This window comes from Bacillus pretiosus (assembly GCF_052947655.1).
Window position 1 is genome coordinate 3,778,464 of record NZ_CM129593.1, and the last position, 16,182, is coordinate 3,794,645.

Here is a 16,182-nt window from a genome sequence, read left to right on the forward strand (position 1 = left end):
AACAAAACATCAGTAGGTGTTAGCCTACTGATGTTTTGATTTACTTTATATAAGTTTATGCACAGCTTGTATAAAAATGTCTCCTCTTTCTTCAAATGTTTTAAATTGATCCCAGCTTGCACATGCTGGAGAAAGAAGAATTACATCGCCATCTGTAGAATGAGCATAAGCTTTCACTACCGCTTCATCTAAAGTATCGACACTTTCAATTGTATCTAATCCCGCTTTTTCTGCAGCTCTTACTAGTTTTGGAGCTGTTTGTCCAAATGTTACAATTGCTTTTACATTTTTGAAATATGGAATTAAATCATCGAATTCATTTCCACGATCAAGCCCACCTGCTAATAACACAATCGGTTGTGTAAACGCAGATAAAGCTTTCTCAGTCGCTAACATATTCGTTGCTTTTGAGTCATTATAAACCTTACGATTGTTAATAGTTGTTACATATTCTAAACGATGTTTTACACCTGTAAAACGTTTTAATACCACCGTAATCGCTTCATTAGAAACACCCAATAATTTTGCGATACTCATCGCTGCTAAAATATTTTCTAAATTATGTTGACCAGGTAAAACGATATCGCCTACTTCAACAACTTTTTCACCTTTAAAACAAAGAGCATTCTCTTTTATACACGCACCATCTTCAATTTCTTTCTTTGTCGAGAATAGTACTTTTTGCCCTTTACTATAAGCAGATAAAGCCATCACATCTGCATCATCTGCATTTATTACACTATAATCATTTTCTGTTTGGTTTTTAAAAATATTTGCTTTTGCTAAACCATATTCCTTCTTCGTCCCGTGATAATCTAAGTGGGCCTCAAATAAATTTAAAAACGCAGCAATTTTAGGTTGGAACAATTCTACTCCCATCAGTTGGAACGATGAAAGCTCTGTAACTACAACTTCATTTTCTTTTGCATCCTGTGCTACTTCACACGCTACAGTTCCTATGTTCCCTGCAATTATAGGATGCTTTTGTCCTTCTTTTAGCATTTCAAATGCAAGCATTGTCGTCGTCGTTTTACCGTTAGACCCCGTAATCCCAACAAATGGCGCTTCTGAAATACGATATGCTAATTCAACTTCCGTAACAATTGGAATTTGCTTTTCTTTCGCAGCAACTAATATTAGATTAGAATACGGGATTCCTGGATTTTTTACTACAAGAGAAATATTTCTCTCTAACAATTCTAAAGGATGACCACCGCATACAACGTCCATTCCTTTTGCTTGTAATTCTGCAGCAAGTACATTATCTGCTAAAGGCTTTCCGTCATTTACAATAACATTTGCCCCTAATTTTTGTAACAACGTAGCTGCTGCATAACCACTTTTTGCAATGCCTAATACAAGAATATTTTTATTTTGAAATTCAGTTACAGTTTTCAATTACATCCACACCCCGATATAAATTCCTAACACAGCTAATAAAAATCCTACAGACCAAAATGTCACAACAACACGCCACTCTGACCAACCACATAATTCATAATGATGGTGTAATGGACTCATTTTAAAGACACGTTTTCCTGTTGTTTTAAAAGAAATGACCTGAATAATAACAGATAAAGTTTCCATTACGAATACTCCACCAATGATTACAAGTAGTAATTCTTGTTTTAATAAAATCGCTACAGCTGCAATGGCTCCACCTAAAGCTAAGGAACCTGTATCTCCCATAAACACTTTCGCTGGATTTGCATTGAATACTAAAAATCCAAGTACAGCTCCTACAACTGCCATACAGAATATCGCTACTCCAAATTGCTCTTGCGCTACTGCAATAATACTAAAAGCTCCAAATGCAATAGCTGCTGTTCCCGATAATAAACCATCTAAACCGTCAGTTAAGTTAACTGCATTTGATCCACCAATAAGCATAAATAGTACAAGTACAAAATACGCCCAACCTAGTTCAAACTTAACATCTGTTCCCGGAATCATGATGTATGTGTGGAGCGCTTGCCCTTTTCCAATTAAAAAGAACGCAATAGCAATAACAAGCTGACCTACTAATTTTTGTTTTGATGTTAAACCAAGATTTCTCTTCTTAACTACCTTTATGTAGTCATCTAAAAATCCAATTAATCCGTAGCCAAATGTCACTAATAATAATAACGAAACCTCTGCACCTAAATGATTAAACTTAATCGCCATAATAAGTGAAGTTACCATCATAGATACATATATGACAATACCACCCATTGTAGGTGTCCCTGATTTTTTTTGATGTGACTTTGGTCCCTCATCACGAATACTCTGTCCGAACTTTAATTTCCTTAAAAATGGAATAAACAATGGCGAAAGGGCAACAGAAATTAAGAATGCTACCCCAGCCGTTACTAATAAACCTTGCTCAAGCACATGTAGTCCTCCTCTCACGTTGTTACTCTTCGTTGTTTAAACGCTCTGTAATTGCTTCTTTAGCGACTTCACGATCGTCAAAATGATGAACGTCTTTACCAATAATTTGATACGTTTCATGACCCTTACCAGCAATAATGATGATATCTTCAGCTTTCGCGTTAGCAATTGCATGGTATATTGCTTCTTTTCTATCAATAATTACTTCATAATTATTCCCATTTGCACCCTGCACCATATCATCTAAAATAGCTCCTGGCTCTTCACTTCTTGGATTATCTGAAGTGTAAATTGCATGAGTTGCATATTTTGTTGCAACACTTGCCATGATTGGTCTCTTTGTTCGATCTCTATCTCCACCACAACCGACGATGCAATATACATCGCCTTTTGCAAACTGTTTTGCTGTTTTTAATACATTCTCTAAGCTATCTGGTGTATGTGCATAATCAACAATAACTGTATAATTTTGTCCACCATCAACTACTTCAAAACGTCCTGGAACTCCAGCTAGTTGCTTTATTACATCAATAACCGTTTCTAAACTTACACCAGAAACAAGTCCTGCCGCTGTTGCCGCTAGTACGTTATATACATTAAATTTCCCAATCAATTTCATCGTAACATTTACACTTTCATACGGTGTTACAAGCGTAAATGTAGTTCCAGCACTCGTCATAACGATATCTTTGGCCATAATATCACTTGTTGTATCAATTCCATACGTTACAACAGTTGCCGCAGTACTTCTCATATATTCCGCAGTTACAGCATCATCGTTATTCAGTACCGCGTACTTTTCACGATCATGGTTATAACTATTGCCAAGTTGTGCAAATAGCAACCCTTTTGCATGTTTATATTCTTCCATCGTTTTATGATAGTCTAAATGATCTTGTGTTAAATTTGTAAACACTGCTACATCGTAATCACATCCGTGTACACGACCAAGATCTAAAGCATGTGACGAAACTTCCATTACTGTACTATCTACACCGTGCTCAACCATTTTTAAAAATGTCTGTTGAAGTGTTAGTGCATCTGGTGTTGTATTTTTCACCTCAAATGTTTCATCACCGATTTTCATATTAATCGTTCCAATTAGCCCCGTTTTATGACCATGTGCGCGCATAATCTCATCCATAATATGCGATGTTGTTGTCTTTCCATTTGTACCTGTAATTCCGATTAAATGTAACTTGTGTGTTGGTTGACCATAAAAATAATCAGCTAAAACCGCTAACGAACGAAAAGTGTTTTTCACAAGTACAACTGGAACGTCAACATCAATTGGTCTTTCCGCAACAATAGCAGCCGCTCCTTGTGCCGCTGCTTGCTTAGCAAAATCATGGCTATCAACCGTATATCCTTTCATACATACAAATAAGCTTCCCTCTTTCACTTTACGTGAATCAGCTTCTATAGATGTGATTTCTGGATTTTCTTTTGGAACAACTGGAAAATCATGCAAACATGATAAAAGTGTATGCAACTTCATTTCACTAAACCCTCTCTACATTGTGTATTTATCTCTTTTTTAATAAGCAACACGTTACCTCCTAAATATGTAAAATAGGAGGTAAGTGCTACTGTGTCTAATAAATAGACTTATTTATAATTGGGGCTCTTACAGCCTCAAATTAAGTAACTCTTCTATAAAGAACTCACTTCCACCAATTGTACCATAAAACGTACTAGGTTACCTTTAATTCCCGAAGTAAATTCTAATTTTTGAGCCTTCTTTCACTTTAGCTCCTGCTTCTGGGGATTGTTTAATTACTTTCTCTCCGTCTCCACTTATATCAAGCTTCAAATCGACGAGTTGTGTCTGTAAGTCTTTCTTTTTCATACCAATTAAATTCGGAACTTCCACAGTTGGTGTATCGCCCCATTTATATTCTCTCTCAACTTGTTCTTTTCTCGGTTTCACTCCCATAACAGGAAGTGCATCCCGAAGAATATTCCCAACAATTGGAGCTGCTACTACTCCACCAAATTGCGTTACACCTTTCGGATTATCAACAGCAACATAGACAACAATTTCCGGATCATCCGCTGGAGCAAAACCGATAAAAGATACTATATAATTATTCTCTAAATATTTACCATCTTTCACCTTTTGAGCCGTACCTGTTTTTCCACCTACACGATACCCATCAATGAAAGCACCTTTACCAGATCCCTTTGCTACAACATTCTCTAATGCATACCGAACTTTTTCTGAAGTTTCCTTGGAAATAACTTTTCTTTTTTCCACAGGTGTCTTTTTACTTACAATTTGATTATTTTTCGGATCAATAAATTCCTTAGCTATATACGGTTGATACAATGTCCCACCATTTACAGCCGCTGCTACTGCTGCTACTTGTTGAATTGGTGTTACAGAAACTCCTTGACCAAATGAAGTAGTTGCTTGCTCGACTGGACCGACTTTATCTAAATTAAATAAAATCCCACTACCTTCACCTTGCAAATCAATTCCGGTTTTCTGTCCAAAGCCAAAATTACGAATGTATTTAAACAATCGGTCTTTACCAAGACGATCACCAAGTTCAATAAATCCTGGGTTACATGAGTTTTGAACTACTTCTAAAAACGTTTGGCTACCATGGCCTCCCGCTTTCCAGCATTTCAATCTAGCTCCACCCACTTCAGCTGCTCCATCATCATAAAACGTATCTTTCTCTAAGTCTACTAAATTTTCATTCAAGGCTGCTGCTAACGTAATGATCTTAAATGTTGAACCAGGCTCATACGTACTCCATACTGGTAAATTTCTATTATACACTTCTGGAGAAACACTTTGAAAATCTGCTGGATCAAAACTCGGCCGACTCGACATACCTAAAATTTCACCATTTTTCGGATTCATTGCAATCGCAATCATACCATCTGGATTATATGTCGACTCTGCAATATTCATTTCTCTTTCCATAATTCTATTAATACGTGCATCAATTGTTAAACCTAAATTCAAACCAGCTTCTGGTTTTTTGAAATCATCGCCAACATTAGGCATCCTTTGTCCTTTTGCATCTGCAAAAAAACGCACATGACCTTCATCACCATTTAGCTCTTTATCATAATATTTTTCCAGTCCCATAAGACCTTGGTTATCACTACCTGCAAACCCTAATACGTGTGATAAAAAGTTGCCAAATGGATAGTACCGGATAGAGTCCTCTGCGATATAAACACCTTTCAAACTTAATCCTCGTACCTCTTTCGCTTTATCATGTGATATTTTCCTTCCGCCTTTATCTAACCTTACAATTGATTCTTTTTTTGTAATTCTCTTATAAATCTCATCTTTTTCCACACCTAATACTGCAGCTAACTTCTCTGCAGTCTCTGCTGGTTTTTCAATTTGCCTCGGTACAACAAAGACAGTTGGGGCACTTTTATTCGTAGCAAGTTCCACACCATTCCGGTCTAAAATTTTCCCACGTTCAGGTTCAAAAGTAATATTTCGACTCCATGAATCCTTCGCACGATCCGTTAACATATTGCCAAGAAAAAATTGCACATATCCAAGACGAATATCGATGATAGTGAAAATAAGTATACCTGATATGAGTATAAAAATAAGTCGTTTTCTAACCGTTACATTTGATACACGCATATTGGAACAAGCCTCCCTTACGCCTAGCTTGTTCCAATATATGCTTGTACTTATTTAATTAGAACTTCTTCTCTTTTACCATTACTGTTCTTCTGCTTCTTGTTGTGGTTCAAGTGGCGGTACAAGCGTTACACCTAACTCTGTACCAGGTTGTAACAATGTTCCTTCTGCCACACTTTGTTCGGTTACGTATCCGGTACCAGTAGGTTTTAGGTTAAGCTTTAATGTTTTTGCTAAATTCATAACATCACGAAGCGCCCAGCCTTGTATATTTGGCATTGTAGGTTTATCTCCCACTAAGAAGACTCGGTCACCCTTCAATGTTTGTTCAGTCGCTTTCGGTACTTGCTGCTGTACTTTCCCTTCACCTAATACGATTGGACGAAGTTTTGCTTTATCAATAGCTTTTTTCGCTTCTTCCATCGTTTTTCCGGTTACATCTGGAACAGCAGTTTGCTGCTCTTTCACATATTTCTTCGGATCTTTCACTTCATTAGGCTTAATCTTTAAATACTCTAAACTATTCTTCGTTACATATTTAAAAATATCAGCTAAAGGTTGTGCGCCACTCTCATCATCTTTCAATTTCGGTTGTTTAACAGCTACATATACAACAAGTTGCGGATCATCCATAGGTGCCATACCTAAGAACGAGAATATATAATTCTCTCTCCCTGTCATATAGCCACCTTTTCCATCCGGAATTTGGGCTGTTCCTGTTTTACCACCAACTGAATAACCATCGACTTTATAAGCGGTTCCTGTTCCTTTCGGCGATGTAACAACACGTTCTAATAACTGTCTTACTTGCGCTGCTGTTTCTTTTGTAACAGGTTTTCCCACTTCTTCTGGCTTATGTTCTAATTTTACTTCCCCTGTTATTGGATTTACAATTTTATCAACTGTATAAGGCTTCATCATTTTTCCGTCATTTGCAATAGCAGTTGCAGCTTGCACAAGCTGAATTGGTGTTACAGTAGAACCTTGTCCAAAAGCTGTTGTTACTTGCTGTATTTGCTGATCGAATATAATTGTATTTGAACCTTCACCAGGTAAATCAATCTTCGTTTTTTCATCTAATCCAAAACTATGAATATATTTTCGGAATCGTTCTGGTCCAAGTTTTTGATCCCCTAAAATTGCAAACGCTACGTTGGAAGAGCGCTCTACCCCTTCATCAAATGTGATAGATCCCCATCCAGCGCCACCGTTATGATCTTTTATTTTTCGGTTTCCGACTTGATATGTACCAGACTGATAATAATCTTGTCCTTTGTACACACCTTCATTAATAGCTGCTGCTAGCGTGAAAATTTTCATTGTTGATCCAGGTTCAAATGCATTTGCAATTGCGTCATTATAAAAATATTTAATATCCTCTCGGTTCGGATCATAACTAGGTTTAGTAGACATTCCTAATATTTTCCCTGTTTTTGGATCCGCAACAATCCCTATTAAGCTTTCTGGTTCATAATGTTTACTCGCTTCTTTCATTGCGTCTTCTAAAAAACTTTGAATACGCTGGTCAAGCGTTAAATATACATTATCTCCATTTTTAGGTGCCTTTACATTCACTTTTCCGCCGTCAAGAGATACGCCTCTACGATCGCCTGTATAAGCTACTTCTCCGTTAGAAGCTCCTAAATACTTATCCAAACTCTTTTCTAAACCAAATTGTCCTATAGCAATCCCCTTATCATCAGGTCTCGCATGACCTACGACATAAGATGCGAAATCACCGTTTGGATATACTCTGGCATTTTCAGTAATAAAAGATATACCTGGCAATTTTAATGCTTCTATTTGATCTTTCTGTTCTTTCGTCAAGCCCTTACCTAATTTCCCGAATTCCACTTGACTTTTATCTTTATTTAACGCAGCTAAAATATCCTCTTCGCCTTTTCCAAGTACTCCTGCAATTTTCTTTGCAGTGTCCTCTTTATTCTCAACCGGCTTCGCACCTTTTAATTCCGCTACAAGTTTATAAGAGTTTGCATCTTGCGCTAATACATGACCATTTTGGTCATAAATCGTTCCTCGATTTGCTTCGAGAACTCCTGCTTTACTATGTTTTTGCTGAGCGAGTTTATCCAAATCTTGATTATGCACTGTTCCTGTTGCTTGTATGTAAAAAAATCGGGCTAATAATAGCAAAAAGAGCAGGAGGAATAAAATCATAAAATACCCTGCTCCCTTATTGGTATGAAATTTAGTCATATTTCTCTTCATTTTCCCTTCACACCTATTGCCTTATTTGAGGCCCTTCACATTATTCGCATTAATTTCTAGCCCGTGTTTTTTTGCAACTTCAGCGATTCGTTCATAGCGACTTAACTTCTCTACTTCAGCCTGTAACTCTTGATTTTCTTTTTGCTTCTGTACAATTTTTTGTTCTATCGTCGCTGCTTCTACATTAACTTGATAAAGGCCTGCTTTATTTCCAATAAACGCTACACAGGCATACAATAAAAAGCCAATAAATGCTACATACAACAGTTTTTCGATTCTTGTAATCTTCGCTTTAGCTTTTGGCTGAACCATCTGCTGTGGGGGCGTTTGAATCTGTATCTCTTCTTGCGCTTGTTGTTTGTACTTTACAGCTAAGTTACTCATACCTCTCTCCCCTTTTTATCGTTTTTCAGCGATTCTCAATTTCGCAGAACGCGCTCGATTATTTTCTTCTAACTCTATATCAGAAGGTAAAATCGGTTTTCTCGTAATAAGCTTTAATTTTGGCTTAAATTCATCAGGAATAATCGGTAATCCTGGTGGCAATTGTGGCGTTGTGCTATTTCGTTTAAACGTCGTTTTACAAATACGGTCTTCTAAAGAATGGAATGTTATAACACTAACTCTTCCGCCCGGCTTGACCATCTCAATTGCAGATTCCAACGCTTCTTCAAATACTTTCAATTCATCATTTACCGCAATACGGATTGCTTGGAACACTCGCTTCGCAGGGTGTCCACCCGTTCTACGAGCAGGAGCTGGAATACCCTCTTTAATTAGTTCTACTAATTCTCCTGTCGTTTCAATAGCTTTATTCTCACGATACGCTTCAATTTTCCTTACTATTTGTTTTGAAAATTTCTCTTCACCATACTGGAAGAAAATTCTTACAAGTTGCTCATATGACCAGCTATTTACAACATCATATGCTGTTAATGGGGCATCTTGATCCATCCGCATATCTAACGGTGCATCATGATGATAACTAAAGCCACGCTCTGGTGTATCTAATTGTGGGGATGAAACACCTAAATCAAATAAAATACCATCTACTTCTGTTATACCTAATTCCTGTAGTTTTTCAGATAAATAACGGAAATTACTTTTTACTGTTATGAACTGCTCACCGTATGAAGAGAATCTTTCTTTCGCATTTTGAATCGCTATCTCATCTTGATCAAACGCGATTAATCTTCCACCTTCAGTTAATTGGGATAATAAATAAGAACTATGTCCTCCTCCCCCCAGTGTACAATCTACATATGTACCACCTGGCTTTATATCTAAGCCGTCTACTGTTTCCTTCAAAAGCACTGTTACGTGTTTAAACATTGTTGCACCTACTCTTTTTCCAATTAATTATGTTGAATGCATCTCCTCCTCCAAACGCATATTTCACGATTAGAGAACGAAATACTATGAAAGAACGACTCATTTAACTTGCCTACAAAGGCAGCATACTATACAAATCGCTATTTTCTTTTATTATATACTAAATTTTATCATCTTTTGCGGGAATTTAAATAAAAAACTGTCGAAAAAGATGATAATACGTTTACATTTTGTGCTATTTTGTCATATATTTAAGTACCCTGCATAATTACGATATTCACTTTTTTAAAATTGATAATTCAGAAAAATTTCACTTCACAGTAAATTCAACAAGACAAAAATAAAATCCTGCTCCTAAGAGCAAGATTCTATAGTTTTATAACATGATGTTTTCCGTCCCAAGAAAACGATTTTTCCATTACACGATCAACGAAATCCAAACCAAACTGATTTAAATAGTAACATACATTCCACACACGCTCTTGCGGCGCCCCTAATGGACGAAGTGCAAATTGTATACGACGGAATTTATTTAGCTGTACTTCATGTTTTTTCTCAACATTTCTTTTCAACATTCTTTCCAACAGTTCAATTTGTTCATTAATTTTGAATTCATTTTTCCCTGCAAACGCACTTAATCCAGGATCTATTTTCTTCACAAACTGTTGTAATGACGTATGGATATCAATTATTTCTTTTTTCGCCTCTACAAATCGATCATCTATCGGTTCCTCTATTTGATTAGATAACCAGTTTTCACGCAACTTATCTACGTTATTTAAAAAAGGATCACTGTCTTGCAATTGCAAATCGTATAAATCTGTCGCTATATCCCTCTCTACATAAGTGATTGTAATACGAGGAACGACAGGCGGCATTTGGAAACCAATCGTATGGAAAACTTGTTGCAATTCACTCCAGTAAGCTAATTCCCCTGGTCCTCCAATAAACGCGAGCGTAGGAAATAGATACTCTTGCATAAGAGGGCGCGTTACAACATTATTACTAAAGCGTTCTGGACTTCTTTCCATCTCTTCCATCAATTCCTCATATGAAAAGGAATACGCTCCATCCTTCCCTACAAACTTCCCTTGATCGTCTTCAAGTAATACTCGCTCATTATCAATTTCCATGAATATATGTACTGCATTATACTTTGTTTCAATAATCGGTTTATATCCTAATTCTTTAATTATTTCCTGTTGGTTATGAAGCCCCTCTTGCACTTCTTTATACTTACCTATAATTTGCTTAAAAAACGGCACTTCTAATTTTCTTAATTCAGGATGATGCGAATCAACAAGAATTAAACCAGAATTAACGAACATTTTCATAATAAGATGGGCAAAGAAATCTACATACGTATTCGATTTCCCCAAAGAATCATCAATAAATTGCAGTACATCCTTTGTAAAATTCGTTTCAGGGTATGTTTTGAAAATTTCTTCAATCCACTTTCTACAGTCTTCCAAAGAAAGCTCGGACTCTGAAGCACTCGCCACTTTCGGATTACGGTCATGAAAAATAGTCTTTTTTATTTTTTTATTCTTCGTTACAAAAGTATGATTAATTTCATCCATATCATGGTCTTCACCAGCAATCCAGAAAACAGGAACGACTTTAACACCTAAACTTTCTTCCTTTTCCCTCGCAAGCTGTAAAACTGAAATAATTTTATGAATTGTATAAAGTGGTCCAGTTAATAACCCAGCTTGTTGTCCAGCTATAACAACATATGTATTTTCATCTCCAAGCGCTTTTACATTTTGAATCGTAGCTTCTCCCGCTTGTAATTTTGTATTATATTCTAATAAATGCGCTACTAAACCTTGGCGGAAAAACTCCCTCTCACGCAAATCATGTACACGCTGTTTAAAAGCATCTTCTGTTAACATATAGTCAAAACACGACTGTATCTCTTTTTTACCGTTCATATAGTCCGCTACAACACCTTGTTGCGGAACAGAGATTTCTTTTATCTCCATATAATTCTTCCTTTCGTATCCTGTTCTCTCACCAATCCACATTGTAGTCAATGTTGCACGTAAAAGCAAAGAATTACACTTATTCTTTTACTTCTAATCCTTTTATTGCATCGAACAAAAATTGCAGTGTCGGAACAGATCGTTGCTGTTTCTTAGCTTCTTCTAATACATATCCAACAATCGCACCGATTTCCGTTTGTCTATTTGCCCTTACATCTGCCAGCATAGATGATGTATTACGAGACGTTCTTTCACATACGTGGCGTACCATTTTCCATACCATTTCTTTTTCTTCTTTAACAAGAAAAACGACTTCCTGAAAAACTTGCTCCATCAATCGATAAAAAAACGGGTTCGTAATCAACTCTCCGTTCTGGACTTGTAATAATGCTGTCAATGGATTGATACATACATTAACTACTAATTTTTTGTGCATGACATCCTTCCAATCATCTTCTATTTGAATCGGAAAATGAGGAAATGGAAAGCAATTAAATATTTTTTCAAAATGTATAGACTGGCCGTACACGATTCCAAACTTCGTTACACCTATCCCCGTATGATAAACGATATGTCTTTCTTCTTTTTTTGCACCATGCTCTACAATCCCAACCGCAATATTTTCATTTCTTATTTGCTGCATAGCATGAAGGTGCGACATTCCGTTTTGCAAAAAGATTAATGAGGATTCCCCTCGCACAAAAGGTAGTATGTCAGTTATATGATATTGCTTAACAGCAATAAATATATAGTCTAGCTTCTGGTCTAGCATACTTTCTATTGGTAAAGCAGGTGGGAATACGGTTTCACGTTTTTCCTCCCTCATACAAGTTACACCCGTTCTATTCAATTCCTCAGCCTGTTTAGCTGTCCTTGTAAACAACGTAACATCTTGATTACTTTTTTGTAAATAAAATGCATATAACAGACCGATAGCTCCTGGTCCCACAACTCCGATTTTCATTTTCACACAAGGAACTCATATAAATACGTTACACAAGTCCCTTTTCCCTCCCCCTTTTTATCCCGCAAACGCCTGATTGGTGCGGAATCATAATTAACTAAAGGTGAACAAATCCCACTGATTACAGTTTCACTTTACCTTTCTCAATTCCATGAACATAGTTTACAATTTCATTACTCTTTAACAAACAAATGCAACCTCTACTTTCAATATGTATATACTACCTATTAATATGTTTCTACTCTTAGTTTAGCAAATCCTCAAAAAAATAATAAAAGAAATATACTATCTTCTTCATAAAAATAAAAAAATGAGTTATAATATTATTGTAAATATTTTTACTTTTCTGCATTCAACGAGACAAGAAAAGGATGTGATGTTATGGGATTCCCAAAAGTTGAGCGCTTGCTCATCAATTATAAAACATTAGACGAATTTAAAAAATTTAAAGGTTGCGGAGCTCAAGAACTATCCATGTTAGAAGAATTACAGGCAAACATTATTGAAAACGATAGTGAATCTCCATTTTACGGTATTTATTATGGCGGATCACTAATTGCACGTATGAGTCTATATATGAAAAGGAACGGCGGAGAACCATTCGAAATTACAGGTACTTACCTAGAACTCTATAAACTTGAAGTGTTACCAACTTTCCAAAAACAAGGATTCGGAGAAATGCTTGTAAATTATGCGAAGGGGCTACAGTTCCCAATTAAAACGATCGCACGTATCCATTCAGCTGGTTTTTGGGATAAATTAAATTTCCAGCCTGTATCAGTACCTGATGGTGATTTTTATGTTTGGAACCCAGAAACAAATTTGAATACGGTTACAAACGAAGAGTCTGCATAAAAAATAAAAAAACAGCTACATAGCAGCTGTTTTTTTATTTCTTTAACTTTTCTAATTTCCCATTCGAACGAGCGCTATTTCTTTCCGCTACCATTACACTTCTTTTTTGATCGATATAATCAAGCAATGTTCTATACTCTTCCTCATATACTGATAATCGCTCCAAAAGACTCTCTCTCTCTGTTTGTAACGATTCAATTTGCTGTTGCAACACCATTAAAGAGTTTTCATCTTTATAATTTTGCAAGAAATCAATAACATCATTCAATGTAATTGACGTAGGCTCTACTACCTTTGTCTCTTTTACTTCATAATTTTCTACTTTACGTAGTTGCTTCGCTTCTTCAATACGTTCTTTGTATTGCTTTCTAACGTAAGAATTCCATCTAAAGCCACATGCTGCTGGTGTACGAGATAAATGTCTTCCCACTTCTTTAAAGGCAGATAATTGCGTTCCACCTTCTCGAATATGCCGGAGTACTACTTCTGCCAGAAGCAAATCTTCATCATCAGTCCAAGCATCTTGTCTTGTTGTCGCCATCTCTCTAGTCCTCCCTATGCATTTTTTATTAAGCATATGCAGTTACTAGAAAAGATAGAATACAACAAATAAAGAATAAGACAAAAAAAATAAACGCAGAAGATATCTTCTACGTTTATTTTCCCGCAATTACTTGCTGATTACTTCTTTACCTTTGTAAGTACCGCATGCTTTACATACACGGTGAGCTAATTTCGCTTCACCACAGCTTGGGCACTCTACCATACCAGGTACTGATAATTTGAAATGCGTACGACGCTTTCTTTTTACTGTTTTAGAAGTTCTTCTAAAAGGTACAGCCATTCTTCCCACCTCCTTAAAAGAAATAGTTATTTTCATATGAAGGCCTAAACCAGTCTTCCGATTATTTGTCAAAAAACTTTGCAAGTCCTGCTAATCGTGGATCAACAGTCTTTTCTTTGTTTTCTTCCGAAATCACTTGCCAGTCTTGACCTTGCATCGGTGCTCCACCAGAAACATCATCACTGAAAATTTGCATTGGAATCTCCAAAAGTATATTTTCCTTGATTACGGGCAGTAAGTCAAGTACTTCTCCTTCTAAACAATGAATTTCAGCTTCAGTTTCAAATTCTTCTTGTGAAGTTTGGAACACCTCAGTTGTTTTAATGTCAAATGGTAATGTCACATCTACTAAAGAGCGAGAACATGGTAAAACCATGCTTCCAGTTATATGTAGATGGAACGTAAACTTACCGGAGCCAAAATCAACTCTTCCTGTTACATGAGCAGGATTAATTTCACGAATATCTTTCTCGACCTCTTGTAGCTCACTTACATCTACCATCTCATCCAATGTCAATCCTTTATTTCTCAATTTATTCAATTGATGGATGGACCATTTCATATCATATCACCTCAAGGCAACAAACAAAATTATAGCTAGCCATTTTATATTTGTCAATGTTTTTTCTTTACACTATAATGAAGTCATCATAGTAAATAATATATAGAGTATCACGTTTTTGAAAAAGATGCTACATCGAAAGGAGAGATTACCATAAAAGCCAGTGGTATTGTTGTTGAATATAACCCTTTTCATAACGGTCATGATTATCATGTGCAACAAACAAAAAAGTTAACACACGCCGATATTACAATCGCTGTTATGAGTGGCCCTTTTTTACAGCGTGGTGAGCCAGCACTCATATCCAAATGGTATCGTACCAAAATGGCCTTATCATGCGGTGTAGACCTTGTTGTAGAGCTTCCATACGCCTTCTCAACACAAAAGGCTGAAACCTTTGCAAATGGCGCTATTTCTATTTTAAACGCCCTGCGTGTTTCTGAAATTTGTTTCGGTAGTGAAGATGGGCAGATTGAAAATTTTCATAACACCATCTCTGTGCAAAAAAATGAAGAAGATACTTTTAATCGTCTTGTAAAGCAATTTATGAATGCAGGTAACAGTTACGCAAAAGCTACATCTGAAGCCTTCCTACACATTTTACCATCCGAAAAAAACATAGACATGTCACAACCGAATAACATATTAGGATTCCAATACATGAAATCAATTTTCTTACAAAATAGTTCTATGCAAGCACAAACGATAAAAAGATTCGCATCTCATTATCATGATGAAACATTTAGCGACCAACATATTGCAAGCGCAACTAGTATTCGTAAAAAACTTTTTAGCGAAAATAGTTCTTTTACAGAAATTGAGCCTTTTATCCCAAAAGCGACTGCTTCTCTTTTAGCAAGTTACAAACAAAACTACGGGATATTACATAATTGGGAACAATACTTTTCATTTTTCAAATACAAACTCATGACGATGTCTCCAGAAGACTTACGACATATATATGAAATAGAAGAAGGTTTAGAGCATCGTATTTTATCAAAAATACAAAACAGTTCCTCCTTCCATTCATTCATGGAAGCATTAAAAACGAAGCGTTATACATGGACTAGATTACAAAGAGCTTGTACACACATTTTAACAAATACAACAAAACAAGAAATACATAGCGCAAATATAGAGCAGCATGCACCGTACATTCGTCTACTAGGCATGTCACAAAAAGGACAAACTTACCTTTCAAAAAACAAGAAAAAAATAGAGCTTCCCATCCTTACCCATACAAAAACATTTGACCATCCTACTTTACATATAGAGCGAAAAGCCAATTCTGTATATTTCTCCATCATGCAAGAACCATTACGAACACAACTACTAAAACAAGATGCAACACACCATCCAATTCGTTATGATGAAACAACTGCAAAATTTCTATAAAAAACCTCTCTTTTTCAGAGA

Annotated in this window: 14 protein-coding genes; 2 read left to right on the plus strand and 12 right to left on the minus strand. The window is 36.2% G+C overall.

The annotated features are described in order from the left end of the window. Positions 1-45 precede the first annotated feature (45 nt). From murD to panE, 9 genes are all read right to left on the minus strand, one after another. A complete protein-coding gene (gene murD / locus ACU8YW_RS19200; RefSeq protein ID WP_426933833.1) occupies positions 46-1,398 on the minus strand; it encodes a UDP-N-acetylmuramoyl-L-alanine--D-glutamate ligase in 1,353 nt (450 codons plus the stop codon). Beyond that, positions 1,399-2,373, minus strand: a complete 975-nt coding sequence (gene mraY / locus ACU8YW_RS19205; RefSeq protein ID WP_088064308.1) for a phospho-N-acetylmuramoyl-pentapeptide-transferase — start codon at positions 2,371-2,373, stop codon at positions 1,399-1,401. A 22-nt stretch (positions 2,374-2,395) separates the two neighbouring features. Next, positions 2,396-3,871 (minus strand): UDP-N-acetylmuramoyl-L-alanyl-D-glutamate--2,6-diaminopimelate ligase, encoded by a 1,476-nt coding sequence (murE, locus tag ACU8YW_RS19210; RefSeq protein WP_048546093.1) that lies wholly within the window; start codon positions 3,869-3,871, stop codon positions 2,396-2,398. 207 nt (positions 3,872-4,078) lie between these two features. Beyond that, positions 4,079-5,995: a stage V sporulation protein D gene (locus ACU8YW_RS19215; RefSeq protein WP_088064309.1), complete on the minus strand. Its 1,917-nt coding sequence runs from the start codon at positions 5,993-5,995 to the stop codon at positions 4,079-4,081. 81 nt (positions 5,996-6,076) lie between these two features. Next, a complete protein-coding gene (locus tag ACU8YW_RS19220; protein WP_079998456.1) occupies positions 6,077-8,224 on the minus strand; it encodes a penicillin-binding protein in 2,148 nt (715 codons plus the stop codon). A gap of 21 nt (positions 8,225-8,245) precedes the next feature. Continuing rightward, positions 8,246-8,608 carry a cell division protein FtsL gene (ftsL, locus tag ACU8YW_RS19225; RefSeq protein WP_000067078.1) on the minus strand — a complete coding sequence of 121 codons (363 nt, stop codon included), beginning with the start codon at positions 8,606-8,608 and terminating at the stop codon, positions 8,246-8,248. Between the two features lie 15 nt (positions 8,609-8,623). Then, entirely contained in the window at positions 8,624-9,556 is a 933-nt protein-coding gene (gene rsmH / locus ACU8YW_RS19230) for a 16S rRNA (cytosine(1402)-N(4))-methyltransferase RsmH (protein WP_000472512.1), read from the minus strand. A 368-nt stretch (positions 9,557-9,924) separates the two neighbouring features. Then, a complete protein-coding gene (gene bshC / locus ACU8YW_RS19235) occupies positions 9,925-11,541 on the minus strand; it encodes a bacillithiol biosynthesis cysteine-adding enzyme BshC (protein ID WP_088064311.1) in 1,617 nt (538 codons plus the stop codon). Positions 11,542-11,620: 79 nt separating this feature from the next. After that, complete coding sequence (panE, locus tag ACU8YW_RS19240; RefSeq protein WP_426933834.1) at positions 11,621-12,511, minus strand: 2-dehydropantoate 2-reductase; 891 nt, start codon at positions 12,509-12,511, stop codon at positions 11,621-11,623. Between the two features lie 375 nt (positions 12,512-12,886). Here panE and ACU8YW_RS19245 point away from each other — a divergent pair, with 375 nt between their 5' ends. Further along, a complete protein-coding gene (locus ACU8YW_RS19245) occupies positions 12,887-13,360 on the plus strand; it encodes an N-acetyltransferase (protein WP_000506704.1) in 474 nt (157 codons plus the stop codon). A 34-nt stretch (positions 13,361-13,394) separates the two neighbouring features. Here ACU8YW_RS19245 and ACU8YW_RS19250 read toward each other — a convergent pair whose 3' ends face one another. The 3 genes from ACU8YW_RS19250 to ACU8YW_RS19260 all read right to left on the minus strand — a co-directional run bounded on the left by ACU8YW_RS19250 (position 13,395) and on the right by ACU8YW_RS19260 (position 14,766). Further along, a complete protein-coding gene (locus ACU8YW_RS19250; RefSeq protein WP_000246481.1) occupies positions 13,395-13,901 on the minus strand; it encodes an RsfA family transcriptional regulator in 507 nt (168 codons plus the stop codon). Positions 13,902-14,030: 129 nt separating this feature from the next. Continuing rightward, positions 14,031-14,204 carry a 50S ribosomal protein L32 gene (rpmF, locus tag ACU8YW_RS19255; RefSeq protein WP_001984764.1) on the minus strand — a complete coding sequence of 58 codons (174 nt, stop codon included), beginning with the start codon at positions 14,202-14,204 and terminating at the stop codon, positions 14,031-14,033. Between the two features lie 61 nt (positions 14,205-14,265). After that, the gene (locus ACU8YW_RS19260; RefSeq protein ID WP_000872150.1) at positions 14,266-14,766 is read right to left on the minus strand and encodes a YceD family protein; all 501 of its coding nucleotides are present in this window, start codon (positions 14,764-14,766) and stop codon (positions 14,266-14,268) included. Positions 14,767-14,919: 153 nt separating this feature from the next. Here ACU8YW_RS19260 and ACU8YW_RS19265 point away from each other — a divergent pair, with 153 nt between their 5' ends. After that, complete coding sequence (locus ACU8YW_RS19265) at positions 14,920-16,161, plus strand: nucleotidyltransferase (protein WP_176546123.1); 1,242 nt, start codon at positions 14,920-14,922, stop codon at positions 16,159-16,161. The last annotated feature ends 21 nt before the right edge of the window (positions 16,162-16,182 follow it).

What these genes read in the sequence shown, in the direction of transcription:
- ACU8YW_RS19250 (WP_000246481.1), bottom strand. Translation starts at nt 13,901, where the DNA reads ATGGCGACAACAAGACAAGATGCTTGGACTGATGATGAAGATTTGCTT.
- ACU8YW_RS19220 (WP_079998456.1), bottom strand. Translation starts at nt 8,224, where the DNA reads ATGAAGAGAAATATGACTAAATTTCATACCAATAAGGGAGCAGGGTAT.
- murE (WP_048546093.1), bottom strand. Translation starts at nt 3,871, where the DNA reads ATGAAGTTGCATACACTTTTATCATGTTTGCATGATTTTCCAGTTGTT.
- ftsL (WP_000067078.1), bottom strand. Translation starts at nt 8,608, where the DNA reads ATGAGTAACTTAGCTGTAAAGTACAAACAACAAGCGCAAGAAGAGATA.
- bshC (WP_088064311.1), bottom strand. Translation starts at nt 11,541, where the DNA reads ATGGAGATAAAAGAAATCTCTGTTCCGCAACAAGGTGTTGTAGCGGAC.
- ACU8YW_RS19260 (WP_000872150.1), bottom strand. Translation starts at nt 14,766, where the DNA reads ATGAAATGGTCCATCCATCAATTGAATAAATTGAGAAATAAAGGATTG.
- ACU8YW_RS19245 (WP_000506704.1), top strand. Translation starts at nt 12,887, where the DNA reads ATGGGATTCCCAAAAGTTGAGCGCTTGCTCATCAATTATAAAACATTA.
- rpmF (WP_001984764.1), bottom strand. Translation starts at nt 14,204, where the DNA reads ATGGCTGTACCTTTTAGAAGAACTTCTAAAACAGTAAAAAGAAAGCGT.
- ACU8YW_RS19215 (WP_088064309.1), bottom strand. Translation starts at nt 5,995, where the DNA reads ATGCGTGTATCAAATGTAACGGTTAGAAAACGACTTATTTTTATACTC.
- rsmH (WP_000472512.1), bottom strand. Translation starts at nt 9,556, where the DNA reads ATGTTTAAACACGTAACAGTGCTTTTGAAGGAAACAGTAGACGGCTTA.